The sequence below is a fragment of the Serratia sp. AXJ-M genome, assembly GCF_046531865.1.
In the GTDB taxonomy this organism is placed as follows: Bacteria; Pseudomonadota; Gammaproteobacteria; order Enterobacterales; family Enterobacteriaceae; genus Serratia; species Serratia liquefaciens.
Genome location: NZ_CP059394.1, coordinates 3,074,350 through 3,099,209, shown reverse-complemented (window position 1 = coordinate 3,099,209; position 24,860 = coordinate 3,074,350). Strand labels below are relative to the sequence as shown.

Annotated in this window: 21 protein-coding genes; 12 read left to right on the top strand and 9 right to left on the bottom strand. The window is 55.7% G+C overall.

Features of this window, described 5'->3' with window-relative positions:
- Positions 1 to 3: 3 nt before the first annotated feature.
- Entirely contained in the window at positions 4 to 558 is a 555-nt protein-coding gene (locus H0S68_RS14520) for a 4Fe-4S dicluster domain-containing protein (protein ID WP_410528792.1), read from the bottom strand.
- 2 nt (positions 559 to 560) lie between these two features.
- Positions 561 to 2,894, bottom strand: coding sequence for a molybdopterin-dependent oxidoreductase (locus tag H0S68_RS14515; protein WP_410528791.1), 2,334 nt, complete (start codon positions 2,892 to 2,894; stop codon positions 561 to 563).
- Positions 2,895 to 3,358: 464 nt separating this feature from the next.
- On the opposite strand from H0S68_RS14515, the gene lpxO reads away from it, so the two are divergent.
- On the top strand, positions 3,359 to 4,261 hold the full coding sequence (gene lpxO / locus H0S68_RS14510; RefSeq protein WP_020827473.1) for a lipid A hydroxylase LpxO: 903 nt from the start codon (positions 3,359 to 3,361) through the stop codon (positions 4,259 to 4,261).
- Between the two features lie 34 nt (positions 4,262 to 4,295).
- On the opposite strand, the gene chaA is transcribed toward lpxO, so the two are convergent.
- Complete coding sequence (chaA, locus tag H0S68_RS14505) at positions 4,296 to 5,396, bottom strand: sodium-potassium/proton antiporter ChaA (RefSeq protein ID WP_020827472.1); 1,101 nt, start codon at positions 5,394 to 5,396, stop codon at positions 4,296 to 4,298.
- A gap of 314 nt (positions 5,397 to 5,710) precedes the next feature.
- Entirely contained in the window at positions 5,711 to 6,529 is an 819-nt protein-coding gene (locus H0S68_RS14500) for a siderophore-interacting protein (RefSeq protein WP_020827471.1), read from the bottom strand.
- Positions 6,530 to 6,658: 129 nt separating this feature from the next.
- Between H0S68_RS14500 and chaB the strand changes: the two genes are divergently transcribed.
- The 3 genes from chaB to cbl all read left to right on the top strand — a co-directional run bounded on the left by chaB (position 6,659) and on the right by cbl (position 9,091).
- Positions 6,659 to 6,886, top strand: coding sequence for a putative cation transport regulator ChaB (chaB, locus tag H0S68_RS14495; protein ID WP_115060997.1), 228 nt, complete (start codon positions 6,659 to 6,661; stop codon positions 6,884 to 6,886).
- Between the two features lie 256 nt (positions 6,887 to 7,142).
- On the top strand, positions 7,143 to 7,838 hold the full coding sequence (locus tag H0S68_RS14490) for a gamma-glutamylcyclotransferase (protein ID WP_128864758.1): 696 nt from the start codon (positions 7,143 to 7,145) through the stop codon (positions 7,836 to 7,838).
- A gap of 299 nt (positions 7,839 to 8,137) precedes the next feature.
- Entirely contained in the window at positions 8,138 to 9,091 is a 954-nt protein-coding gene (gene cbl, locus H0S68_RS14485; RefSeq protein ID WP_020827468.1) for an HTH-type transcriptional regulator Cbl, read from the top strand.
- Positions 9,092 to 9,150: 59 nt separating this feature from the next.
- Here the strand turns inward: cbl and H0S68_RS14480 are convergent, their stop codons facing one another.
- On the bottom strand, positions 9,151 to 9,375 hold the full coding sequence (locus H0S68_RS14480) for a hypothetical protein (protein WP_071844550.1): 225 nt from the start codon (positions 9,373 to 9,375) through the stop codon (positions 9,151 to 9,153).
- 410 nt (positions 9,376 to 9,785) lie between these two features.
- On the opposite strand from H0S68_RS14480, the gene H0S68_RS14475 reads away from it, so the two are divergent.
- The 6 genes from H0S68_RS14475 to H0S68_RS14450 all read left to right on the top strand — a co-directional run bounded on the left by H0S68_RS14475 (position 9,786) and on the right by H0S68_RS14450 (position 16,475).
- The gene (locus H0S68_RS14475; RefSeq protein ID WP_116690271.1) at positions 9,786 to 11,354 is read left to right on the top strand and encodes an ABC transporter substrate-binding protein; all 1,569 of its coding nucleotides are present in this window, start codon (positions 9,786 to 9,788) and stop codon (positions 11,352 to 11,354) included.
- The gene (locus tag H0S68_RS14470; protein WP_020827464.1) at positions 11,354 to 12,406 is read left to right on the top strand and encodes an ABC transporter permease; all 1,053 of its coding nucleotides are present in this window, start codon (positions 11,354 to 11,356) and stop codon (positions 12,404 to 12,406) included. Before H0S68_RS14475 ends, H0S68_RS14470 begins: the two co-directional genes overlap by 1 nt.
- Positions 12,403 to 13,272: an ABC transporter permease gene (locus H0S68_RS14465; protein WP_020827463.1), complete on the top strand. Its 870-nt coding sequence runs from the start codon at positions 12,403 to 12,405 to the stop codon at positions 13,270 to 13,272. The genes H0S68_RS14470 and H0S68_RS14465 overlap by 4 nt, the downstream gene beginning before the upstream one ends.
- Entirely contained in the window at positions 13,262 to 14,098 is an 837-nt protein-coding gene (locus tag H0S68_RS14460; protein WP_020827462.1) for an ABC transporter ATP-binding protein, read from the top strand. The genes H0S68_RS14465 and H0S68_RS14460 overlap by 11 nt, the downstream gene beginning before the upstream one ends.
- The gene (locus H0S68_RS14455) at positions 14,095 to 14,766 is read left to right on the top strand and encodes an ABC transporter ATP-binding protein (protein WP_046373278.1); all 672 of its coding nucleotides are present in this window, start codon (positions 14,095 to 14,097) and stop codon (positions 14,764 to 14,766) included. Before H0S68_RS14460 ends, H0S68_RS14455 begins: the two co-directional genes overlap by 4 nt.
- Before the next feature lie 134 nt (positions 14,767 to 14,900).
- Positions 14,901 to 16,475, top strand: coding sequence for an ABC transporter substrate-binding protein (locus H0S68_RS14450; RefSeq protein WP_410528790.1), 1,575 nt, complete (start codon positions 14,901 to 14,903; stop codon positions 16,473 to 16,475).
- A gap of 16 nt (positions 16,476 to 16,491) precedes the next feature.
- On the opposite strand, the gene H0S68_RS14445 is transcribed toward H0S68_RS14450, so the two are convergent.
- Positions 16,492 to 17,058, bottom strand: a complete 567-nt coding sequence (locus tag H0S68_RS14445; RefSeq protein ID WP_020827459.1) for a YbhB/YbcL family Raf kinase inhibitor-like protein — start codon at positions 17,056 to 17,058, stop codon at positions 16,492 to 16,494.
- A gap of 100 nt (positions 17,059 to 17,158) precedes the next feature.
- On the bottom strand, positions 17,159 to 17,788 hold the full coding sequence (locus H0S68_RS14440; RefSeq protein ID WP_262214895.1) for a prepilin peptidase: 630 nt from the start codon (positions 17,786 to 17,788) through the stop codon (positions 17,159 to 17,161).
- A 612-nt stretch (positions 17,789 to 18,400) separates the two neighbouring features.
- On the opposite strand from H0S68_RS14440, the gene H0S68_RS14435 reads away from it, so the two are divergent.
- Complete coding sequence (locus H0S68_RS14435; RefSeq protein ID WP_128864754.1) at positions 18,401 to 19,906, top strand: YchO/YchP family invasin; 1,506 nt, start codon at positions 18,401 to 18,403, stop codon at positions 19,904 to 19,906.
- Here the strand turns inward: H0S68_RS14435 and narL are convergent.
- Positions 19,903 to 20,553: a two-component system response regulator NarL gene (narL, locus tag H0S68_RS14430; protein ID WP_020827456.1), complete on the bottom strand. Its 651-nt coding sequence runs from the start codon at positions 20,551 to 20,553 to the stop codon at positions 19,903 to 19,905. The genes H0S68_RS14435 and narL overlap by 4 nt on opposite strands.
- A gap of 11 nt (positions 20,554 to 20,564) precedes the next feature.
- On the bottom strand, positions 20,565 to 22,349 hold the full coding sequence (gene narX, locus H0S68_RS14425) for a nitrate/nitrite two-component system sensor histidine kinase NarX (protein ID WP_410528789.1): 1,785 nt from the start codon (positions 22,347 to 22,349) through the stop codon (positions 20,565 to 20,567).
- Positions 22,350 to 22,711: 362 nt separating this feature from the next.
- On the opposite strand from narX, the gene H0S68_RS14420 reads away from it, so the two are divergent.
- Entirely contained in the window at positions 22,712 to 24,106 is a 1,395-nt protein-coding gene (locus tag H0S68_RS14420) for a NarK family nitrate/nitrite MFS transporter (protein WP_122079679.1), read from the top strand.
- Positions 24,107 to 24,860 lie beyond the last annotated feature (754 nt).

Below are 24,860 nucleotides of genomic sequence, written 5' to 3'. Positions count from 1 at the left end.
GGGCTATTCCTTATCACCGGCGGGAATAATGACGATATTGGGCTGACTGATTCGATGATCCGGCAGTGAGTAGCGGGTCTCGATACGCGCCAAATCAGCGGAATGGCGAGCGCGCAGTTCGTCAATATCGCCAAACTGCAGCACACCGGCCGGGCAGGACGCGACGCAGCGGGGCAGCAGCCCTTCATCCAGGCGTTCAGCGCACAGATTGCACTTACTGGTTTTTCCTTCGACGGGATCAAATACCGGCGCATTATAAGGGCAAGCCATAATGCACATCCGGCAACCAATACATTTGTCATGATCCTGCACGACAATGCCGTCAGGTCGCTTGCTGTAGGTATCCGCCGGGCAGACTCTCATGCACTGCGGATCGTCGCAGTGGTTGCACGACATCGAGATAAACGCCATCGCGTTCGGGGCGTCAAAGTGAAATTCTCTGACTCGCCGCCACAGCACGCCAGCCGGGGTGGCATTTTCAGATTTGCAGGCCATCGAGCAGGTTTTGCAGCCATAACAGCCGCGCATATCGACTAAAAATCCATATTGTCTGACCATGATTATGCCTCCGCCCGGACGTCGACCAGGGTGCTGTTACAGCAATGACCGTTGCCCAGCACTTCCGCATGGTCGTTGGTGACGTGGCTGCTGCTGCCGCCTTGCTGTTCCCACCAGCCGTTATCCAGGCATACCACGCCGCGTTTGATTTGACGCGTTACCACCGCCAATGCCCGGTGTTCTCCACGGTGATTAAAAGCAATCGCCCATTCACCGTTCCTGATATGGCGGCTGGCGGCATCATCCGGATGGATCATGATATTGGGCTGATTGCGCTGCACCTCGAGGATCCATTCATTCATGCCGTGGCTGGAGTGGATGCTGCGCGCCAGCTTGCGCTGAACGGCCATTAATGGATATGTTTTCGCCAACTCCGGCGAACCTTTCGGCGACTCTTTCACCTGCATATAGGTCACAATCGGCGGGAAATCCTTCTTCTGCCACTCTTCGATAAAGAAGTGGGCCTTTTTGGTCGGAGTGCGAAAAATACCGTCTTTGAACGGGATCCACGGCGTGGGGGCGGGTTTAATCGGTCCTTTACGTAGCTGTTCGATAGTGAGGCCGGTTCCGGCCAAACAGTTTTCTATATAGTGTTCGATCGGCTGGTTAAACACCTCGCCGAAGCCGAAGCGTTCCGCCAACCGGGCAAAAATCCAGTAATCCGGTTTGGCCTCCGCCACCGGTTCTACCGCCTTTTCCATCAGTTGGACATAGTGGCTGCGAACGCCGGCCATCAGGCTGAGATCTTCAAAGATGGTGGTGACCGGCAACACCAGATCGGCATACAGCGTGGTGGAACTCATCAGGTTATCGGCCACGACGACAAACGGCACCTTCTTCAGGGCTTTCTTCACCATATTGGTGTTGGGCAACTGGGTCAGCGCGCCCATGGTCATGATCCACCAAAAGTTAATCGGGTGAGGGCGATCGTTGACAATCCACTCGCCGGTTTTGGCGACCGGTATCGGCGGAATTTTTTGTACGTTGGGTGCCGGAGGCAGCGGCGGACTGAACTTCATCATTTGTTTGGCGCCGCCCGCGTCGCAGACTCCGCCACCGGCTTTGCCCATATTGCCGGTCAGCAGCGCCAGATAAAACTGGCTGGCCGCCACGTAGGTGCCGAATTCGGTGCGCTGAGCGCCGGACATGTTCTGTACGATCATCGAAGGTATATTGCTGGCATATTCACGCGCCAAACGGAGCAGGATGGCCGCCGGGATGTCGGTTTCCGCCGCCACTTTCTCGACGGTCCAGGGAGCCGACTCCTGACGGATCAGTTCAAATACCGTGGTATAAGCCGCATCGGCAGGCAATTCGGCCTGGGTGAGCGCCGGGACGATGGTGGGTGTGTCATGGCGCACCAGACGGCGGCTTAGGGTGTCGTACACCAGATAGCTTTCTTTGTCCTGCGGATCTTCTCTGAGCTGTTTTTGCTGGGGGTTCACCAGATAAACGGCCCCGGTGTGTCGCCGCAGGAAGTCAGCGTCGTAGCGCTGTTCATCAATGATGATTTTGATCATACCCAGTGCCAACGCGGTGTCGGTGCCGGGAACGATAGGGATCCACTCATCGGCTTTGGCGGCGGTTTCGTTAAAGCGGGGATCGATCACCACCAGCCGCGCGCCTCTTTCCTGCGCCTTAATATATTCTTTGAAATAGGCCTGCATGGTCACGGCCGGATTATTGCCCCAGCACAGAATGTAGCGGCTGTCGGCAATGGTGTCGCGCATATCCGCGTAGCGCAGGCCAAGCATCGGGATCATGGCGGCGGTCACCGCAGAACAGCATAAGGAACCGGAGCGTTTTGTCGCCCCGCCGAGGTAATCAAAGAAGGCTTTCCCCATGTCGTTTTTAATGGAATCCATATTCCCGGCATGGCTTGAAATTAACAGGCCTTTATTACCGTGACTGGCAAGAGTATTACGGATATTAAGTTCAACCAGATCGAGCGCCTCATCCCAGGATATGGGTTTGAATTTCCCTTCACCTTTTTCCCCCACCCGAAGCAAAGGTGTTTTAACCCGCTGTTGGTGATAGACCCATTTGGTCCGGCTGATGCCGCGCAGGCAGCATTTGACGTTAAAATCTTTGCTGGCTTCTATTTTTTTGAGCTCCCCCTGATAGACATAAGCCGTTAAATTACAATGTAAACACTCCATCGCGCAGGTTGAACGAAACGTCTGGTAGTCACTGAGTTTGAGACGCACCCGGGGCAGGGGTTTGCCCTTGTCCATTGCCATGGAAAATACGCAGGGCGATATGCTGGCCAGCCCAATCACGCCAAGCCCTTTTAACAAGGTTCGGCGATTCATTCTGATGTCAGATATATTTTTCATGATGTATTCCGTACGTATTATTTGTTTTTATTATTGTTTAATGGCTTGCCTTGGGATTAATCAGGCCCCCTGAGTTAATCATGGTTGAATTGCTGCACACTGATCAAAATCAAATTAGTCATTTATTATTCTGGAGTGAATAACGGATATCGTTAATAACCCAAGCCTGAAATACCCGCTTATTTTTATATCAAAGGCTATTTTATCTAACCCGGAGGGCGGGCAGTCATCGGTTTGGGCGCCAACCAGCAAATCGACAGAGGGCAAGCGGTTCCCGCCCATAACGCCGGCTCGTTTAGCCTTTGTGTAAACTATTGTGGTTTTTTGTATAGATTTTTGTTGGTTTAGCGTTAATGCTTAGGGGTGTTCCAGACGGGCGCAACAACTTATTGGCCTAAAGGAAATATCTGGGGTGCACGCCGGATGGGCGTGCAAGGTATTGGGATCTTCAATGCGGTTCAATCATGAAATATATTATTTTACTTCTATTTATTTTATGCGTTGTGTATGTCCATTACCGTGGGCGGGTGCGTTACACCTTCTGGCGGCAGCTCTCCGATCATTCCACATTTACTGCTCCGCTGAACGTTTTCATGTACCTGTTTTCACGCGTACCGACCACGCCCTATCTGCAGCCGGAGCAATTCCCGGAATTGCAGGCGCTGCGGGATAACTGGCAAAGCATCCGCGATGAAGGTCGGCAGCTGATGGCTATCCAGCAGATTAAAGCCTCGGACCAATATAATGATGCCGGTTTCAATTCGTTCTTCAAAACCGGCTGGAAGCGCTTCTATTTGAAGTGGTATGAAGACAACCACCCGTCGGCGATGAGCCTGTGCCCGCAGACTACCGCACTGTTGCGTAGCCTGCCTTCGGTCAAGGCGGCGATGTTTGCCGAACTGCCGGATGGCAGCCGCCTGCCACGCCACCGCGATCCCTACGCCGGTTCACTGCGTTACCATCTGGGGTTGATCACACCGAATGACGACCGTTGCTTCATCGAAGTGGATGGCGAACGCTACAGCTGGCGCGACGGGGAGGCGGTGATGTTCGACGAAACCTACCTGCATTACGCCGAAAATCAGAGTGGGCAGAACCGGTTGATTCTGTTTTGCGATATTGAGCGACCGATGCGTTTCCGCTGGGCACAGGGCATTAACCACTGGCTGGGGCGCAACCTGATGAGCGCGGCTACCGCACCCAATGAAGAGGGCGATCGTACCGGTGGCGTCAACAAGTTGTTCAAGTATATCTATGCGGTACGCAAGGTGGGGAAACGGCTGAAGGCGTGGAACCGAACCGGGTACTACATCATTAAATGGATTTTGTTTGGCGGTATCGCGGCGGGTATTTTTTTCGCGATTTAAAAAGGGAGGGCGCTACGAAAGCGCCCTCCGGCAATCAGGCAAAAATGGTCATCATATAGGCGGCAAACAGCGCCAGATGCGCGGTGCCGTTCAGCACGTTGGTTCTGCCGGTCGAGAATGACAGCTGGCACAGCAGCAACACGGTCAGCATCACGACGATATGCGGCGTCTGCAGGCCGAAAATCAGCGTTTGCCCGGTCAGGGTGGCGATGATGGTTACCGCCGGTACCGTCAGTGAAATGGTCGCCAGTACCGAGCCGAAGAACAGGTTCATCGCACGTTGAACCTGATTGTTCAACACCGCACGCAGTGCCCCCAGGCCTTCTGGCGATAGGATCAACAGCGCGACCAGGAAGCCGGTAAACTGCGCAGGAGCATTCACCTTGGTCAGCAAACCTTCCAACGGGTTGGCGTTGAACTTGGTCACGGCGATCACCGCAATCAAATGCACCACCAGCCAGCCGGCATGCCAGGCACTGCTGTGCGAAGAAGGTTTGCCGTGGTGCGGGTCACCGTCGTCATCTTCGTGCTCGTAGACAAACAGGCTCTGGTGGGTTTTGGTCTGGATCACCAGGAACACGCCGTACATGGCGGCGGAAATCACCGCGACCAGTAGCGCCTGCCCAGTGCTGAAGTTGCCGCCCGGCAGCGCACTGGGGAACACCAGTACGATCACCGCCAGCGGGAAAATCGCCATCAGATACTGTTTGATACCGCCCAGATTGACGTATTGGGTGGCGAATTTGCGACCGCCTAGCAATAAAGCGAAGCCCACCAGACCGGCGCTGACAATCATAATGATGGAGTAAAGCGTATCGCGCATCAGTGCCGGTGCGGCGTCGCCGGTGGCCATCAGCGCAGAAATCAGGCTCACTTCCAGAATAACCACCGACAGGCTGAGGATCAGCGAGCCATAGGGTTCACCCAGACGGTGAGCCAGCACGTCGGCGTGGCGTACAACGCTGAACGCGCTGCTGAGAATACCGACCAGGGCAATGATGTTAATGCCGACGATCAGCGGGAAATTGCTGGTACTGCCCCACAGGTTCAACACCACCAAGGCGGCGATGGGGAAAAGCAGCGAGTATTCAGTGTGGCGGGATTTGGATCGGCCAGGATCGTTTTGCGACTTCATTTCGATGGTACTCCTTCTCAAACAGCGTGGTCCCGTCATCGCTGACTGCCGTTAAGGGCAATTATGCGCATCCAGAATGTATTTATATTTAATAATAATAGGATACACCCGCAGGCTTGTGCCGGGGAATGATGTGATGTTGTTTTACTTGTAAAAGCAAAAGCTTGCTTTCTGTGACTAGGTTAACAAAAAAACCGCATTGGATGCGGTTTTATTTACTTACTTTTACGTAGTGAGATGAGTTTTCTTCATTAACGGCACATAAATTGCAGTTTGTAGCTGCGCTGCTTGATTAATAAAGGGGAAAATCACAGTCAATCGTCAATATTGTCCATGATTTCATGCCGTTTATTATGATAACCCTCTTCGTTTAACCCCTCACGCCAGTAAGGTACGGCATAAAGCTGATTACGGTCACATTGGCGCTCGCGGCGCAGGTAACGGCGCAGGTCTACCACCAAACGATCTTCCCCGGCCAGCCAATACTGGATTTTTGTCTCAGGTAGCGGCAATGAGCAAAATTGCGTCACCAACTCGGCGGTTTTTTCGGTGCCGCCGATAATCCAGCTCAGTTCGAAGCCTGCCGGTTTTTTCAGATCGATAACGTCAGCCGCAGTGTCGACGCGGATAAAGGCGTGGCCTTCGCTACGTGCCGGTAACCCTTCCAGCAAGGCCGCCAGCGCGGGCAAGGAGGAAGGATCGCCGGCCAGACAGTAGAAATCGGCCTCTGGCAGCATAGGTTTAGGACCGCCCGGGTTACTGATGCCGATTTTATCGCCTGCTTTGGCCGATCGCGCAAAGTTAACCGCCGGGCCGCTGTGATCGTGAATGGCGAATTCAATGTCGACTTCCGCCAGCTCCGGGCGTACTGCGCGAATCGAATAGGTGCGGACAATCGGACGAACCGCATCGGCCGCCCAGCGAGGGCCGTTTTCGGTCAGCGTCGGCAGGTCCGGCTGCGTCTGGCCTTCGAGCGGCAGGAAAACCTTGATGTGCGCGGCGGCGGCGTTTGCCGGGTAATAACGCAGGTCCGGGGCGGTGAAAGTGATGCGGCGCAGGTGCGGGGTAACATCGCGAATCGCGCTGACAGCAATCAGGTAGGGTGCGCGTGAGCGTGGGGCTTCGGTAGTCACGGGGTTCTCCTTATGTTCGTTTGGCGAGGAGTATAACATGCCATGTGATAATGAGAATTGTTTGCTAATTGAGGCGGGCGGAGGTGTCATCTAAGCTTAAGGTTCACTGAATATCTGCGGGAGGAAATGATGCCCTACAACAGCACAAATGCCTTGCCGGACAACGTCAAACACGTGTTGCCGGCCCATGCGCAAGAGATCTATAAGGAAGCTTTTAACAGCGCCTGGGATCAATATAGCGATCCAGATGACCGGCGCGGCGACGATAGCCGAGAGGAAACCGCCCACAAGGTAGCCTGGGCGGCGGTGAAGCAAAGCTACCGCAAAGGTGATGACGACCGCTGGCACAAAAAGTAAGGCGCTCCCCGGCGCCTTTGTGCGCCGGTAAATCATGAAATCCGAACCTATTACGCGGGCAATTAATATTATTGCTGCTGAGTACAAATACTTTTTCACTTTAAAGCTCTTTTGAAACTTGATTGCTCACTGAGAAAAGAATAAGGTCATTATTATCGCGGGAAGATTATTGTATTAATATAATTCCGCACTTAATAAATAAGATTGAACAGTGGCGAGGGAGTATGGGCAATCCTATTCCCGGGAGGTTGTTAAGGTGTTAACGCGAGATTTTCTGCAAAATGCGGATTGCAAAACTGCATTCGGCACCATTGAGGAGTCGCTGTTACTGACATCAGAGCAGCGGGCGGCCTCGTTGGATTGTACTTTATCCCGTCGGCCGGATAACAGCCCGGTGTGGGTCTTCGGCTACGGTTCACTGATGTGGAACCCGGTGTTTGAATCCGAAGAGGTGCGGCCGGCCACGCTGCAAGGCTGGCACCGCGCCTTCTGTTTGCGGCTTACCGCCGGGCGCGGCACCCTGCACCAGCCGGGGCGGATGCTGGCTTTAAAAGAGGGTGGCCATACCACCGGCCTGGCGTTTCGCCTGCCGGAAGCCAAGCTGCGCGAAGAGCTGGAACTGCTGTGGAAACGCGAAATGGTCACCGGCTGTTATTTGCCGACCTGGTGCGATCTCACCTTGGCAGACGGCGAAGTGGTGACCGCGCTGGTGTTTGTCATGAACCCGCAGCACCCGCTGTTTGAAGAAGATACCAGCCATCAGGTGATAGCCCCCCTGATCGCCAGCGCCAGCGGGCCGCTGGGAACTAACGCCCAGTACCTGTTCTCGCTGGATAACGAGCTGAAAAACCACGGTATGCAGGATGACTGCATTGGCGATTTGGTCAGCTACGTGCAGCAATGGCTGCAGCAAAATACCTGCGGCCCTATCGGCGGAGAGGCAACTGCCTGATCCCGCTCATATGAAGCTTTCGATAGGCTCAGCTTGCTGAGCCTTTTTTGTTTATATATCTAATGCCTATATTTAATAACTTTATTTTGCATAAGCATTTAATCCACATTTTAAAAGTGGATATCTATGTTGTTAATTTTAAAGCTATTCGATAATTTAAGATTAAAAAACAGCAAATTTGCAATGGTGAAAAATTCACTTAGCATGAAAATGCATAACTAAAGGTTATTTCTTATTTGTCCCCTCCCGCCAGACTCCGTATCACTGGTGTTAACAATATTGCTCGTCAGGGGGAGTGGATGAACTTTCAACAATTAAAAATTATTCGGGAATCGGCGCGTTGCAACTACAACCTGACCGAGGTGGCCAATACTTTATTTACCTCGCAGTCTGGGGTCAGTCGTCATATTCGGGAACTGGAAGAAGAACTGGGCATTGAGATATTTATCCGCCGCGGCAAGCGTTTATTGGGCATGACCGAACCGGGTAAAGAGCTGCTGGTGGTGGCGGAACGCATCCTGAATGATGCCAATAATATCCGCCGACTGGCGGATGTGTTCAGCAGCAACGACACCGGCCAACTGCATATTGCGACCACCCATACGCAGGCGCGTTACAGCCTGCCGGGAGTGATTAAGGAGTTTCGTGCGCTGTACCCGCGGGTAAGGGTGGTGCTGAACCAGGGCAGTCCGGAAGAAATCGTCGCGATGCTGGCCTCGGGCGAAGCCGATATCGGCATTGCCAGTGAACGGCTGATGAGCGATGAATCTCTTGCGGCGTTCCCTTACTACCGCTGGCATCACACCATCCTGGTACCGGAAGGGCACGAACTGACCCGGCAACCGCAGGTGACGCTGGAAATGCTCAGTACCTTACCGTTGATAACCTATCGCCAGGGCATTACCGGTCGCTCGCGGCTGGATAGCGCGTTCAAAGCCGCCGGGCTGACGCCGGACATTGCCCTAAGCGCTCAGGATTCCGACGTAATAAAAACCTATGTCGAGCTGGGGTTGGGGGTCGGCGTACTGGCGGACATGTCATATGAGAAAGAGCGCGATCATGGGCTGGTCAGCCTTAACGCCGAGCACCTGTTCGAGCCCAATACCGTGTGGTTAGGTTTGAAACGCAGTCAGTTACAACGTAACTATGCCTGGCAGTTTATCCAGCTGTGCAACCCGACGCTGTCACTGACGGAAATCAAAGACAAGGTGTTCTCTTCACAGCTGGAAACGGTGATCGATTATCAGATTTGATCGGCATGTGACAATAACGGGCCGGGCTTGCTGCCCGGCATTTGACGATGCCAGAGCTGTTATCTCAACAGTTTTCTGACCATACGGCGTTTACTTTTTTGCACTGGGCCAATGAGTTCTAAAATGGGGATTTCTTCTGGGGACGGAGGGTTCGCCATTTGCCAGTGGAGATGTTGTTTCAAAATTTCGATCGCAATTTCTTTTTCTTCTTCAACAGTTAGCGTTGGGTCGTTCAGGCCTTGTCCTTCATGTTGCTCTCCTTTTTGAACGTTATTTGTACACACCTTATCACGTAGGGATTTAACGCTGAATATTTCTAGGGCGAAGTATGTATTCTCTCAGGGCGATGAAATCCGTTATGCAATTCATGGTGCCGGGCACCACGGTGAATGACGCATGGCGGGTATAAAGCTCGAGTAGCCGATTGTTTAGGACGTTACCGATCAGTATGTCGGGAAGGGTTGTAGATATCAGCCCTTGCGCGTGCAGATTCACGCCATAAAAATAGAGGGTGTGTTCAGGATTGAACACGGTGATTGCGCCGCACATCGCAGAACCTCGCCTGCTTAATAATCAAAATCTCAGCTATAGACAGAAAAAGAATATCTATAGTTATTTAAGTACCTTCGCCTGCCGAGAGCTCTCACATACACTCGCGAAATTACTATAAATTCCATCCGCTTGGAGAGTTTTGATGAAAGCGTTCGTTCCCTCTTTGGTGTTTTTGGCCGTGGCGGCCAGTTTCAACGCACAGGCAGCAACCCCGGCAAACACGTTGGTGATTGCCCAGTCCATCGATGACGTGGTCAGTTTTGATCCGGCCCAGGGTTTTGAGTTAACCACGGTGCAGTCGTTCAACAGCCTCTACCAGCGGCTGATCCAGTCCGATCCCAAAAATCCTATCGAACTCAAACCGACGCTGGCCAGCGAATGGCAGGCGGGCAGCGATAACCGCAGCCTGACCTTTACTCTGCGGCCGGATGCCAAATTTTCCAGCGGCAATGCGCTGCGCCCGGAAGACGTGATTTTCTCACTGTCGCGGGTAGTGAAACTGAATCTGGAACCCTCGTTTATCCTCACCCAGTTGGGCTGGGACGCCAAGAACGTCGACCAGCACCTGACCAAGGTGGATGATCAACGGGTCAAAATAAGCTGGAGCGAAAACGTCAGCCCGGCCTTTGTGCTTAGCCTGCTTTCGGCGCCGGTGTCTTCTATTGTCGATGCCAAAGAAGCCTTGTCGCACCAGCAGGGGGATGACCTGGGTCACCAATGGCTGAACAGCCATTCCGCCGGCAGCGGCCCGTATAAAATTCGCACCTACGTACCGCACGAAGTTGTAGTGCTCGACGCTAACCCGAGTTCACCGGAAGGCGCCCCGACGCTGAAGACTATCCTGATCAAGAACGTGCCGGATCCGGCTGCGCGTCGGTTGCTGATCGAACAGGGCGACGCCGATATCGCGCGTAATCTGGGGGCAGATCAGATGGCGGCGCTGAAAGGCAAGCCGGGCGTCAAGCCGTTGGCCATCCCTTACGCCTCACTTTATTTCCTGCAGTTCAACGCCAAGGCGTCACCGGCGCTGGGCAATCCGGCGTTCTGGGAAGCCGCGCGTTGGTTGTTCGACTATAAAGGCATTGCTGACGATCTGCTGAAGGGCCAGTTCCAGACCCATCAGGCGTTTCTGCCGGAAGGTTATCTGGGCGCGCTGAAAGATCGCCCATACAGTTTTAACCCGCAAAAGGCCAAAGAGATCCTGGCGAAGGCCGGCCTGACCAACGTCAGCTTCAAGCTGGACGTCAACAATCAGCCGCCGTACCTGGATATCGCGCAGGCCTTGCAAGCCAGCTTTGCCCAGGGTGGGGTGAAGGTGGAACTGGTGCCGGGCCTCAGCGCGCAGGTTTCCACCAAGGTGAAATCCCTGAACTATGACGCGACCCTGACCTCCTGGGGGCCGGATTATTTTGACCCGAACACCAACGCCGCCGCCTTTGCCTATAACCCGGAAGACGGCAGCAAAACGCTGGCCTGGCGCGCCAACTGGCAGATCCCTGCGCTAAGCAAGCTGACGCTGGCAGCCACGGCGGAAAACGACACCGCCAAACGGGTTGCGGATTATCAACAGCTACAGCAAGCCGTGCAGCAGAGTTCGCCGTTTGTCATCGGTCTGCAGGCCCGCAGCCTGATTGCGGTGCGTGACAACCTGAAAGGTTACGAGCAGGGCATCAACCCTGACATGGTGTTCTACAGCAAGGTCAGCAAGTAATGATAAGCCGTACCGCTTCCGCCGGGTTCGCCCGGCACAGTTGGCGTTGGGGACGCCGGCTGCTTACCGGCTTGCTGTCATTGGCGCTGACGCTGCTTGGGCTGCTGCTGTTCACCTTTATGCTCTCGCATCTGGCGCCGATCGATCCTACGTTGCAGATCGCCGGCGATCATGCCAGCGAGGCCACCTACGCACAGGTCCGTCACGACCTGGGGCTGGATCAGCCGTTGCCGGTGCAGTTCTGGCGCTATCTGGTGCACCTGGCGCACGGGGATATGGGGATATCGCGCATTACCGCGCAGCCGGTGCTGAGCGATCTGTTGCGTACCTTCCCGGCCACGGTGGAACTGGCGACCTGCGCCATTATCCTCGGTGCGTTCGGCGGCATTACGCTGGCGTTTTTGGCGGTGATAAAACCGGGCAGTTGGCTGGATAACGCCGCGCGCCTGCTGTCGCTGATCGGCTATTCGGTGCCGATTTTCTGGCTCAGTCTGCTGGGGCTGCTGCTGTTTTACGCCACGCTGCACTGGTCGGCGGGGCCGGGGCGGCTGGACGATATCTACCTTTACAGCATGGAACCGCGCAGTGGATTTGTGCTGATCGACACCTGGCTGTCCGGCGATCGCGACATGTTCTACAACGCCATCAGTCACCTGTGGTTACCGGTGGTGGCGTTGGCGCTGTTGTCGATGGCGGGTATCACCCGCTTGCTGCGGGCGGCGATGCTGGAAGAGTGCAATAAAGAGTACGTTACCCTGGCACGATCCAAGGGGGCCAGCCGTACGCGTATTTTGGTGCGACACGTATTTCCCAACGTGCTCGGCACGCTGATCACCGTTCTCTCCCTGTCCTATGCCAGCCTGCTGGAAGGGGCGGTGCTGACCGAAACGGTGTTTGCCTGGCCGGGCGTGGGGCGTTACCTGACCACCGCGCTGTTTGCCGCCGATACCCCGGCCATTCTTGGCGCTACCTTGCTGATTGGCACCTGCTTTGTGGTGTTGAACGCGCTGGCCGATGCGCTGACCTATTTAGTGGACCCGCGAACCCGATGAGCCAATATCTTTCTGAACATGAACCCCAGAGCGAACCTGCGGTCGGCTACCGCCAGCGCGGCAAGCTCACCACGCTGACGCTGGGGGCGACGCTGGTGGCTGTGCTGATCCTGACCGCGCTGCTGGCTCCCTGGCTGGCCCCTTTCGACCCTAACTTGCAACACATCGAACTGCGCCTGTTGCCGCCGTCCTCCGGGCATTGGCTGGGGACCGACGGCTTTGGTCGCGACCTGTTATCGCGCGTGATTTATGGTGCACGGCCAACGTTGATCCTGGTGTCGTTAATCCTGCTGCTGACCATCCCGATTGGGCTGTTGGTGGGCATCAGCGCCGGTTATCTCGGCGGCTGGGTCGAGCGTATTCTGATGCGCGTCACCGATATTTTTCTGTCATTGCCCAGCCTGGTGATTGCGCTGGCGTTTGTCGCGGTATTGGGGCCGGGGCTGATGAACGGCGCACTGGCGCTGGCCTTGACCAGTTGGCCGGCTTTTGCCCGACAAGCCCGGGCGGAAACGCTGGCGCTGCGTCGCAGTGACTATCTGGCGGCGGCGCGTATGCAGGGCATCGGTGGGCTGCGGCTGATGGCGGGGCATATTTTACCCCTGTGCCTGCCAAGCGCAGTGGTGCGTGCGGCGCTGAGTTTGGGCGGAATAATTCTTTCCGCCGCGGGATTGGGCTTTCTCGGCATGGGCGTGGCCCCGCCGACCGCCGAGTGGGGCTCGATGGTGGCCGAGGGCAGCAAAGTGATTTTTGATCAGTGGTGGGTCGCTGCTGCACCGGGCGGGGCTATTCTGTTCGCTAGCCTGGCCTTTAACCTGCTGGGCGATGGCCTGCGCGATAAAATGGATCCTCGTCATGGACATTGATAACCCATTATTGACCGTCGAACGCCTGTCGGTGCTGTTACCGGCCTCGCCACCGTTGGTGAAAGGCATCTCTTTCAGCATGGGGCAGGAGCGGCTGGCGCTGGTGGGGGAGTCCGGTTCCGGCAAATCCCTGACCGCCCGCGCCCTGATGGGGCTGTTGCCACCGCCGTTACAGCTGCAGGCGCAGCGTCTGACGCTGGGCGACGACGATCTGACGCGCTTGAACGAGCGCCAGTGGAACCGGCTGCGCGGGAACAAGGTGGCCATGGTGATGCAGGATCCCAAGCACGCGCTGAATCCAACCCAGCCGATTGGGCGTCAGGTGGAGGAGCCGCTGCTGTTGCATACCCGCCTGGGCCGCGCCGAGCGGCGGGAGAAGGTGCTGGACATGCTGGCGGCGGTTGGCTTGCCCGATCCGCAGGCGCTGAGCCAGCGCTATCCGCATCAGCTGTCCGGCGGCATGGGGCAGCGAGTAATGTTGGCCATCGCATTAATCAACGATCCGCAGCTGTTGATTGCCGACGAACCGACTTCGGCACTGGATCACCAGATGCGCGATCAGGTGTTGCAACTGATCGAAAATCTGGTGGAGCAACGTAATATGGGCCTGATTTTGATCAGTCACGATTTACAGCAGGTGGCGCACTACTGCGAACGGGTGCTGGTGATGTACAAGGGCGAACTGTTGGATCAACTGCCTGCCGATCGTTTGGCCTCCGCCACCCATCCTTACACGCGCACGCTGTGGTCATGTCGGCCAAGCCGCGAGACTCACGGCAAAACGTTGCCGGTCCTGGATCGCGCACTGCTGGAGTCACTGAAATGAGCCTGATTACCCTGGAAAACCTCAGCGTCAGCCACCGCCAGGGCTATGAGATACGCACCGTGGTGCATGATGTCAATCTGCACATCGAACCGGGCGAGTGCTTCGGCCTGGTTGGCCCGTCCGGCTGCGGCAAGTCATCGCTGCTGTGGGTGTTGGCCGGGCTGAATGAAAGCTGGAGCGGCGGTTTTCAACTGCTCGGCCGTGATTTGCAACCGGGCCGTCCTTTTACCGGTGATCTGCGGCGTGAGGTCCAGATGGTATTCCAGGACCCCTATGCCTCGTTACATCCCAAGCACCGATTGCTGCGCACGCTGGCGGAACCCCTAAAGTTGCTGAAAGAGAGCAATATCGAGCAGAAAATCAGCGCCGGTTTTCGCCAGGTGGGGCTGGATCCCAGGCTGTTGGACCGTTATCCGCACCAGCTTTCCGGTGGGCAACGTCAGCGGGTGGCGATCGTGCGCGCGCTGTTGCTGAAACCAAAGCTGTTGTTGCTGGATGAGCCGACTTCGGCGCTGGACATGTCGGTGCAGGCGGAAATCCTCAACCTGCTGAACGAGCTGAAGCAGGCGGGCGATCTGACGATGATCCTGGTCAGCCATGATGCCGACGTGATTGATCATATGTGCGATCGTTCGGTGGCGATGGCGCATGGCCGGTTGGTGAACTGAAATCAGCCTGCCGTTCACTCGGCGGGCTTATTCATCTGCGTAATAAATAAAGCAATTTATAGTCGTTCTTCTGCTAAGTCGCTGCCCCTACACTCGCCAAATAACGCATCCGCGTGACTCTGGAGAGTGCATCAATGAAACGGCTAATCCCAACGTTATTGTTCAGTGCCCTGGCGGCGAGCTTCGGCGCACAGGCCGCCACCCCGAAAGACACGCTGGTGGTGGTCAGTTCGCTGGAAGGCATCATCAGTCTTGATCCTGCCGAAAGCTTTGAAACCGTCAGTTCGGCCAACCTGGTCAATCTGTATCAGCGCCTGCTGACACCGGATCGCACCACGCCGGAAAAGCTGGCGCCGGAACTGGCCAGCAGTTGGCAAACGGCAGCAGACGGCCACAGTTTGATATTTACCCTGAACGCCAACCAACGATTTGCCTCCGGCAACCCGGTACGCCCGGAGGATGTGATCTTCTCACTGGTGCGGGCGGTGAAACTGAACAAGGCACCGTCGTTTATCCTTGGTGAGTTCGGCTGGACGCCGGAAAACGTCGAGAGTCAGTTGAAGAAACTGGGCGATAACCAGGTGCAGCTAAGCTGGTCGGCGAATATCGGCAGTGGGCTGGCGCTGCGGCTGTTAACCGCGCCGGTGGCGTCGATAGTCGATGAAAAGCTGCTCAGCCAGCACGGTCAGCAGGGGGACTTCGGCAATGCCTGGCTGCGTTCGAACTCAGCCGGTGCCGGCCCTTATCGCGTCAGCAACTATGTACCTCACGAGGCGCTGTTGTTCAGCCGCAACGATTACGCTCAACCGCAGGCCAAGCTGAAAACGGTGTTGCTGAAAAACGTCAGCGATGCCGGCACCCGCCGTTTATTGCTGCTGAAAGGGGATGCTGACGTGGCCTACGATCTGGGGGCCGATCAGTTCAACTCGCTGCGTAACGAAAAGGGCATCAGGATCGAGCAGCGTGATTCAGCCAAAGTCTATTACCTGGGGTTCAATACCGGCAGCAAGCAGGTACCGGCTTTGAGTAATCCGGCCTTGTGGCAGGCGGCACGCTGGCTGGTGGATTACCAGACGATTGCCGACAATCTGTTGAAGGGGCAGTATCGCGTTCACCAGGCATTCCTGCCGCAGGGGTTGGATGGCGCCTTGGATAATCAACCTTTTAAGCTCGACGTGGCCAAAGCCAAACAGATTCTGCATGACGCGGGTATCGCCGAAGGAACGCGTATTGATCTGATCGTCATCAATCAGCCGCCGTATACCGATATCGCCCAGGCGCTGCAGGCCAGCTTTGCCAAGGCCGGTTTGCAGTTGGACATTCATCCGGTAGTGGAGAGCGATCTGTGGGGCAAAATGCGCGGCCGTGATTTCCAGGCCATCTTCACCTACTGGGGGGCCGACTATCTGGATCCTAACACCAACGCCAGCGCCTTCGCCTACAACGTGCCGAATGGGCCGAAAACCCTGGCCTGGCGTACGCAATGGAACATCCCGACATTGAGTGCGGAAACCCGTGCAGCCGCGGCAGAGGGGGATGCTGCAACCCGCGCCGCGCGTTATGTTACGCTGCAGCGCGAACTGCAGGCCAGTTCCCCTTACGTTGTGGCCTTACAGGGGCAAACCCTGGTGGCGCTGCGCGATAATGTTAAAGATGCGCATGTGGATATCGCCAACAGCATGCTGTATCTGGATCGCGTGAGTAAGTAGGCCACCCCGGCACCGGTTATTGACCGAAACGACCGATAATGCCCGCACCGCCCTTGGCGTGGCCCTGCAATTTTTCCAACAGCTGTTCGCGGGTTAACCCTGGCCCCAGCGCATGCGGCGGGAGATCGGTGGCGATCAGCACGAAGGTATAGTGGTGCAACCCAGAGCCTGCCGGTGGGCATGGGCCGTGATACACCGCGGTACCCGGTGAGTTCTTGCCGCCGACAAAGCCTTTGCCCTGGGTAAGATCGCCTTCAGCGAACCCCTGAGCCGTGGCTGGAATACCGTAGGCCACCAAGTGGCTGGCGCCCAATCCGGCACGGCCTTCGGGATCGGACACCAGCAAGGCGAAGCTGGTAGTGCCCGCCGGCGGGTTGGCCCAGTTCAGCGCAGGTGAAACATTGTCGCCGGTGCAACTGGCGTTGCCCGGGGTGGCCCCGGCATATTTCTGGGCCAGCATGCCGCCATCCTGAAACGCCGATGAGCTGAGGGTAAAGGTACCGGCAGCCTGCGCCGCGAACGACAGCGAACCGGAAAGTAATGCCGCGCTGAGCGCGAGAGCAGATAAACCACGACCGATCATACAGCCTCCTGTGTTTGGTTAAATAAAGCATAGTGGTGCAGAGACAGGCTCGCTATAACAGCCTGGCCAACAGTCGGCTATAACAGCGCCAACCACGGCATTAATCCGCCATGGGGGTGAAATAAGCTGAAATGAGAGAATTTCCCTTGATGAAGGGCGTGATATCCATGTCGGCCATCGAAAGCAGGGTAAACCAGCCGGAAAGCGCCAGATAAAGGCCGAACGGCAGCGGGGCATCTCTGCCGGTGCTGCGGCGTAACTGGGCCACAATCGCAACGCATAAGCCTGCCGTGGCTGCGCCGGTCACCAACATCGGCAGGGCAGACCAGCCACTCCAGGCCCCCAGGGCCCCCAGCAATTTAAAGTCGCCCTGGCCGATACCCTCCGTTTTCCGCCGAAGGCGATAAAGGGCGTTAAGCCACCATAGCGACAGATAGCCGGCGACGGCCCCGATCACTGCTTCGTCGAGCGAGGTAAAGCAGCCTTGCTGATTGGCCAGCAGTCCGGCCCATAACAGCGGTTGCGTCAGGCGATCCGGTAACAGCCTGTGCCGCCAGTCGATAAGCGCCAGCGCGAGCAGCAGGGTCGCCACCGGCAGCAAGCTGATTCGCTGTAGCGGCGATAGGCTAAAAGGCAATGCCGCCAGTCCGGCGCAGGCGGCTATCAACATCAGAGTGCGGGTTTTTAGCGGCGGCAGGCGTTGCCCCACGTCCTGAGGCACGGAATGCATAAGCCATCTGGCGAGGACCGCCGACAGTAACATGGCCATAATAAACAGGCCGCGAAACCAGAGGTCCCCCTGCGGTTCGTTAAACATAAGCATCCTTGCTGAACTGAAATTAACGTTCAAAATAGCGGCAAAATGGGTTTTACAGCAGAGCAGGTGCCAGGTAATGACGCGCTTTGCGCAGGCGTTCGCAAAGCATTGTTTATAGCCAGGTAAAATACATTGAAAATGAGAGTTTCCGCGCATAATCAACGTATTACTGCGTTTTATGAAAAGATGAATGCCGATTAATCAGGCAAAATCTGCGATGAAATTTAGTGAATTTATCCTGACCGACGGAGAGTGTTCGGCGCGTTCGGGAATGACCACGCTTTGCAAGGCAATATCAACCGCAATTGTGACGTTGTCACATAATAAACTGAGGTTTATCTGATGGTTTATCATCAGAAACCGATTAGAATTTGGGGTTCATGATGCACTTTGGCGCCCCGGTACCCGACAGGGGCAATACCCCGGTTGTTCGCTGTGCAAAGGTCGTTGTTCTGCTGCCTGGAGTGGCCGCAGCAAAAAAGGTTTTTCCGCCCACTCTCGGGATGAGGGAACGGCGGTGGTGTAATGACTGACGTTATTCTTAAAGCGCGTAACAGATTGAAAAAAGCCGTTGATTTCCTCTCACTCCCTGCCCGTTTACCGGCGGTGGGTTTGGCGTGGCTGTTGGGCAGCTTGCCCGCCGGTGCCGAATCTCCCCCTGCGCCGCCCTCGGTTAGCCATCAAGCGAACGCAAACGACAACTTGCCCGAGCTGGGGGGCAACGCCTCGAATGACGCAGAGCGAGAGAAAGAGTGGGCCACCATGGCCAAACAGCTGGGTGAGCGTAACCTGAATAATGTCTCCGGCCAGCAGGTGCGAACCCGCGCCGAGAGTTACGCGGTAGGGCAAGCCAGTGAGGTGCTGCAACAACAGGCACAAGAGCTGCTGTCACCGCTGGGCACCGCCAAACTGTCGCTGGTAATGTCCGACCAGGGGGATTTTTCCGGCAGCAGCGGCCAGCTGTTCAGCCCTCTGTATGACGTTAACGGCTTGCTGACCTACAGCCAGCTCGGTCTGCTGCAGCAAAGCCAAGGTTCATTGGGTAACTTTGGCCTTGGGCAGCGTTGGGTCGCCGGTGATTGGCTGCTGGGGTATAACACGGTGCTCGACAGCGACTTCAAGCGCAATCAAAACCGCGCCAGCCTGGGGGCCGAAGCCTGGGGTGACTTCCTGCGTTTTTCCGCCAATTATTACTATCCGTTATCGGCACTGGCGCAACAGAAGGATAACGCCGAATTTCTCAGTCGTCCGGCAAGCGGTTACGACATCACCACCCAGGGCTACCTGCCGTTTTACCGCCAGATCGGCGGCTCTCTCAGCTACGAGCAGTACTGGGGGGAGAACGTCAACCTGTTTGGCAGTGGTAAAAAACAAAACGACCCGCGCGCCATGCAACTGGGGGTGAATTACACGCCGGTGCCGCTGGTGACGGTGAAAGCACTGCACAAGATGGGGGAAGGCGGGGTGAGCCAGGATCAGGTCGAACTGGCGCTGAGCTATCGCCTTGGTGTGCCGCTGGTAAAGCAGATATCCCCGGAGTATGTGGCCCAGGCCAAATCGCTGCGCGGCAGCCGCTATGACAATATCGAACGGAAAAATGTCCCGGTAATGGAATTCCGCCAGCGTAAAACGCTGCAGGTCTTCCTGGCCACGCCGCCCTGGAGCCTGCAACCGGGGGAAACGCTGCCGTTGAAGCTGGAGATTAAAACCACCAATAAAATCACCCGCGTCAGTTGGCAGGGGGATACCCAGGCACTTAGCCTGACGTCGTCGCAAAACAGCAACGATCCACACGGCTGGAGCCTGATTGTGCCGCAGTGGGATGACACGCCGGGGGCGGAAAACCGCTACCGTTTATCGGTCACGTTGGAAGACGACAAGCAGCAATTGGTGACGTCCAACTGGATCCAACTGCAGGTGACGCCGCCGCTGACCGCCTCTTCCGGGGAGGGCGAGGGTTTGCCGCCGCCAAAAACGCTGCAAACGCCCACCATTCCGGCAGAGACCGGGCCGTTGAACGGCGCTGACTAGCCGTTTTTGCCCTGCAGTACCCACACGGCGGCCTCAACGCGCGATTTCAGCTTCATTTTTTTCAACAGGTGTTTGACGTGCACCTTGACAGTACTTTCGGTGATGGTCAGCCTGCGTGCGATCATCTTGTTCGGCAGACCCTGGGCAATCAGTTTGAGAATATCGCGCTCGCGCGGTGTCAGTTGCTGAATATCCCGTTCGGCGCTCGGGCGGTTTTCACGCAGGCTGGCGGCCAGAATGGGGGTTAAGGCCTCGCTCAATACCATCTGGCCTGCTGCAGCCTGGTGCAGCGCCTTCAAAAGTTCCTCTGGCTCCATGTCTTTTAGCAGGTAGCCGTCTGCGCCGCGTTTTAGCGCGCTGACCACGTCATCTTCGTGATTCGACACGCTAAACACCACAATGCGGCCAGAAAGCGCGGTCATGCGCAGGCGATCCAACGTTTCCAGCCCGTTGATGCCAGGCATATTCAGATCGAGCAGGATCAGGTCAGGATCGTGCTCCTCGGCCAGCGAAACACCTTGTTCACCGTTGCCGGCTTCGGCAATCACCTGCAGGCGCGGGTCCATGCCGATAAGCTGTTTTACGCCGTTGCGCAGCATCGGGTGATCGTCAATCAATAAAATGGTGGCGGCAGTTTCGGTCGTCATGGTTTCTCCCATTAGTCGATGGCGTGGTTGTCCGGCTTGAATACCACCCGGACTTCGGTGCCGCCGCCGTTGCGGGGCAAAATTTCGCAGCGGCCGTGCAGGCTTTTGGCGCGATCGCGCATGATGATCAGGCCATAGTGATCGGGGCGAAGAGTATCTTGAGGCAGGCCGCAGCCGTTATCGCAGACGCTCAGGGTGACTTCGCCCCGTTGATTGATCACCTGAATGCTCACCTGGCTGGCCTGGGCGTGTTTATGGATATTGCTGAGCGCTTCACGGGCAATCTGTAGCAGGTGGATAGCCTGATAAGTGGGCACGGTGCGCGGCGTCAACTGATAGTCGAGGCTGATGGGAATGCCCAGCCGTTGGCTGAACTCCTGCACCGTTGATTGCAGCGCCGCCAGCAGCCCCGGTTCTGTCAACCTCAGGCGGAAGGTGGTCAGCAGCTCGCGCAGTTGGCGATAGGCAATGTTAAGTTCCTCTCGCATCTGTTGCACCAGCCCCAGGTTGGCGGGGGAAAGTTCCGCGCCCTGCATTTGCAGGCAACTGAGTTGCATCTTCAGGCACGACAGCGACTGGGCGATAGAGTCATGCAGTTCACGCGCTATCGCCGCACGCTCTTCCATCAGCATCAGTTGCTGCTGGTGATCAACCTGGCGTTCAATCGCCAGCACGCTGGTCAACTGCTCCACCAGGGTGTTCATCAACTGTTTATGGTCGTCATTCAGCGGGCGCTGTGGCGGATGTTGCGCGACAATCACCCCATAATCTCCCAGCTTGTCGCTCAGGCTCCAGCTCAGCGATGGGTGGCTGGCATGCTGTTGCTCGTCGTCGTTCAGGCAGGCGCTGCACACCGGATTATTGCAGTACTCCGGTCGCAGAGGCTGGTTGCCGCTCAACTGCACAAACTGCTCCTGGCTGTTGTTTTCATACAGCCGCACCTGAATGGCGCGCAATGGCGTCAGGGTTTGCAATTGATTGAGTATTGGCGTCAGGCGGCTGCACAGCGGTTCATTGGCGTGCAGTTGCCGGCTGGCGCGGTACAAAAAGCTCAATACCTGATTTTTTTGCTGCAGATCGGCAGTTTTCTCCGCCACCCGTTGCTCCAGCCCGCTGTACATGGTGGCCAGTTCGTCGGACATGGTGTTTAACGCGCCACCCAGTGAGGCCATTTCATCCTGGTGGCCACGTTGGGTGAAGCGGCGGCTGAAATCGCCGCGGCCCACCGACAGCGCCATCGCCACCAATTGCCGCCAGGGATGCAGCAGGCGCCGGCGCAGGTAACAAATGGTACCTACCAACAGCAGCAGCGTCAGGGCAATAAACACCGCCTGCACCAGCGTCACCGTCAACAACCGACGTTCGGTATGACGGTCGATGTCCGAGACCAGCGCGTCCAGCAGGGTGACGAAATGTGCTACCTGCGGCGCAGCGTCGGCGGGTTGGCGGGCCTGGTGCAATTGCGGCAGCAGCGTCAGTCGCCAGTAGTCGTGCAGCGCCTGAAACTGTTCGGTTAAGCCTTCTTGTTCCAGCGGGCGTTGCAGGTCGGGGCTGTTGGCATCCTGGTCCAGCTCGCGTATCAGGGATTCGCTGCGCGCATCCAGCGGCACCTGGGCCAGCAGGCGATAGCTCTGCATCCGCAGTGAACCGGCTTTGTTGATGGCGTGGGCGTTGCCCTGAATGCTTTGTGACATCCAGGCGGAAATGCTCATGCCAGCCACGCCCAGTATGCCGAGCAGCAACATCAAAATGGCCACCTGGTTAACGATGGAAAGTGGAGCTAACAGGCGTTTCATAGGCTTTGGATCCCCGGCGCATAGCAAAACAACGGCTGGAAACCAGAGGGCGAAAGCGGGTGGTGCCAGCGAAGGTGGTAACGATTCCGCGTTATTTTTCATCATACCCAGGCATAACCCCATACCTCTAACGAAGTACCCATTAGTTTCCGCTCGGCAATATGGCGTCGTGGCAGCGGTATGGGGTGATTTTCAATCGCTTGATTTGTTTTGCTTTTAGCGGCGTTAGCGGCTTACTCATAAAGGGATGGCGAGCATTTTCCGGCAACTGGCTACCTGCATCCGGGTTGATTTACATCAACTTTGCCGTAGGGGGCGCCGCCTAGGGTGAGCGAAGTTATCACCCTGTGTCTGAGGTTTTTATGTCGCAATCAGCAACGTCATTATCAAAATCAAAAAAAACAGGCGCGGTTATTCAGGACTGGCAGCCTGAGGATGCCGCATTTTGGCAGCAACGTGGCCAACGTATCGCTAACCGCAACCTGTGGATTTCCATTCCTTGCCTGCTATTGGCCTTCTGCGTCTGGATGCTGTTTAGCGCGGTGGCGGTCAATTTGAACAAGGTAGGTTTCAATTTCACTACCGATCAGCTGTTCCTGCTTACCGCGTTACCTTCCGTTTCGGGTGCCATCCTGCGTGTGCCTTATTCATTTGTGATCCCGATGTTCGGCGGGCGTCGCTGGACGGCCATCAGTACCTGCTTCCTGCTGGTACCCTGCCTGTGGCTGGGCTTCGCGGTACAGGATGCCACTACCCCATATGGCGTGTTTGTCATTATCTCATTGCTGTGTGGTTTTGCCGGTGCCAACTTTGCTTCCAGCATGGCCAATATCAGTTTCTTCTTTCCCAAGGCTAAACAAGGCGGTGCTCTAGGCCTGAACGGAGGGTTAGGCAACCTGGGCGTGAGTGTGATGCAGTTGGTGGCCCCACTGGTCATATCCGTCGCTGTCTTTGGCGCGTTTGGCGGGACGGCACAGCAGCAGCCGGACGGCAGTTCACTGTGGTTGGAGAATGCGGCCTGGATTTGGGTACCGTTCTTGTTGGTCGGCACGCTGGCAGCCTGGTTCGGCATGAACGATCTGGCGGCCTCTAAAGCGTCGTTGCGTCAGCAACTGCCGGTACTCAAACGGGGTCACCTGTGGGTACTGAGCCTGCTGTACCTCGCCACCTTTGGTTCCTTCATCGGCTTTTCCGCCGGTTTCGCCATGCTGTCTAAAACCCAGTTCCCGGACGTGGTCATTCTGCACTATGCCTTCTTTGGGCCATTCCTGGGGGCGCTGGCCCGGCCGGTAGGCGGCGCGTTATCTGACCGCTTTGGCGGTATCCGCGTCACGCTGATTAACTTTGTGCTGATGGCGGTGTTCGCCGCCATGTTGTTCCTCACTTTGCCGGGGGCAGGGCACGCAGGATCGTTTATCGCGTTTTACAGCGTCTTTATGCTGTTGTTCCTCACCGCCGGGTTGGGCAGCGGTTCTACCTTCCAGATGATTGCGGTTATCTTTCGCAAAATCACCGTCGATCGGGTTAAGGCGGCCGGGGGCAGTGACGAAAGTGCTCAGCGCGAGGCCGTCACCGACTCTGCCGCGGCATTGGGCTTCATCTCAGCGATTGGCGCCGCCGGTGGCTTCTTTATTCCACAGGCCTTCGGTACCTCATTGGCGCTGACCGGTTCGCCGGCGGGCGCGATGAAAATCTTCCTGGTGTTTTATGTGGTGTGCGTGTTGGTGACCTGGTTCGTTTATGGCCGTAAAAGATAGCCAGCTACTGACAACTTCTGCGCCTGCTCGTCAGGGGAGGCGCTTTTTATCCCTCGCTTTAAGTGAAGCTTTTTACTTCCCCAGTGAAATCCTCGTAGTTTTAGGTAATATTCTTATTATCACGCACTGCTTTTTCCTTTGTTTATAGATGTATCTCTCCCACTTTGATTTTTTTCCTGTCTTTGCGAAAAATGTTATTCCGACATTATTTTTTCATTTTTACGTCGAATTCCTTACGAAAATAACGCACCGTGAATGCTGCCTTGTACGGCAATGAAATTCTGTTTCTTCAGGCTGGCAGAGATTCATTTCATCAAGTTAACAATACGCCTTTGTATTTGATGCTATATTTTAACCAAGCATTCGGAGAGAGGCTAAATCAGATAACTCTCATTCTGTTTTAGCAGGCTTTTTGTAGGCTATCTGACAATCAGATTAGGTGGAAAAACAGATGATATTGTTTGATGTCAGGATGAAATTTCATAATTTCATTTAACTAACATTTGTTTAACATTTTTATATTTTTTGTTTTAAAACAATAAGATGGTTGAGTTTTATTGCCGGAAATCATGATGAGAAACCATGTTTCCAACAGGGAAATAAAGTCATTCAAAGAAACATAGCCTCCTTTTGAGCGGTGTTGTAAAAAATGAAATCAGTAATTTTTTATAAAAATAAATATCCCATGAATGCAACCTGTTGAGTTTACATTTAATTTCTTGAACATTTTTTCATATTTCTATACAAAGTGTGC

Bases quoted from the DNA above. Each gene is read 5' to 3' on its own strand.
- H0S68_RS14455 (WP_046373278.1), top strand. From the start codon at position 14,095: ATGAGCCTGATTACCCTGGAAAACCTCAGCGTCAGCCACCGCCAGGGC.
- H0S68_RS14450 (WP_410528790.1), top strand. From the start codon at position 14,901: ATGAAACGGCTAATCCCAACGTTATTGTTCAGTGCCCTGGCGGCGAGC.
- H0S68_RS14460 (WP_020827462.1), top strand. From the start codon at position 13,262: ATGGACATTGATAACCCATTATTGACCGTCGAACGCCTGTCGGTGCTG.
- chaB (WP_115060997.1), top strand. From the start codon at position 6,659: ATGCCCTACAACAGCACAAATGCCTTGCCGGACAACGTCAAACACGTG.
- narL (WP_020827456.1), bottom strand. From the start codon at position 20,553: ATGACGACCGAAACTGCCGCCACCATTTTATTGATTGACGATCACCCG.
- cbl (WP_020827468.1), top strand. From the start codon at position 8,138: ATGAACTTTCAACAATTAAAAATTATTCGGGAATCGGCGCGTTGCAAC.
- lpxO (WP_020827473.1), top strand. From the start codon at position 3,359: ATGAAATATATTATTTTACTTCTATTTATTTTATGCGTTGTGTATGTC.
- narX (WP_410528789.1), bottom strand. From the start codon at position 22,349: ATGAAACGCCTGTTAGCTCCACTTTCCATCGTTAACCAGGTGGCCATT.
- H0S68_RS14520 (WP_410528792.1), bottom strand. From the start codon at position 558: ATGGTCAGACAATATGGATTTTTAGTCGATATGCGCGGCTGTTATGGC.
- H0S68_RS14465 (WP_020827463.1), top strand. From the start codon at position 12,403: ATGAGCCAATATCTTTCTGAACATGAACCCCAGAGCGAACCTGCGGTC.
- H0S68_RS14470 (WP_020827464.1), top strand. From the start codon at position 11,354: ATGATAAGCCGTACCGCTTCCGCCGGGTTCGCCCGGCACAGTTGGCGT.
- H0S68_RS14435 (WP_128864754.1), top strand. From the start codon at position 18,401: ATGACTGACGTTATTCTTAAAGCGCGTAACAGATTGAAAAAAGCCGTT.
- H0S68_RS14440 (WP_262214895.1), bottom strand. From the start codon at position 17,788: ATGCATTCCGTGCCTCAGGACGTGGGGCAACGCCTGCCGCCGCTAAAA.
- chaA (WP_020827472.1), bottom strand. From the start codon at position 5,396: ATGAAGTCGCAAAACGATCCTGGCCGATCCAAATCCCGCCACACTGAA.
- H0S68_RS14445 (WP_020827459.1), bottom strand. From the start codon at position 17,058: ATGATCGGTCGTGGTTTATCTGCTCTCGCGCTCAGCGCGGCATTACTT.
- H0S68_RS14475 (WP_116690271.1), top strand. From the start codon at position 9,786: ATGAAAGCGTTCGTTCCCTCTTTGGTGTTTTTGGCCGTGGCGGCCAGT.
- H0S68_RS14515 (WP_410528791.1), bottom strand. From the start codon at position 2,894: ATGAAAAATATATCTGACATCAGAATGAATCGCCGAACCTTGTTAAAA.
- H0S68_RS14420 (WP_122079679.1), top strand. From the start codon at position 22,712: ATGTCGCAATCAGCAACGTCATTATCAAAATCAAAAAAAACAGGCGCG.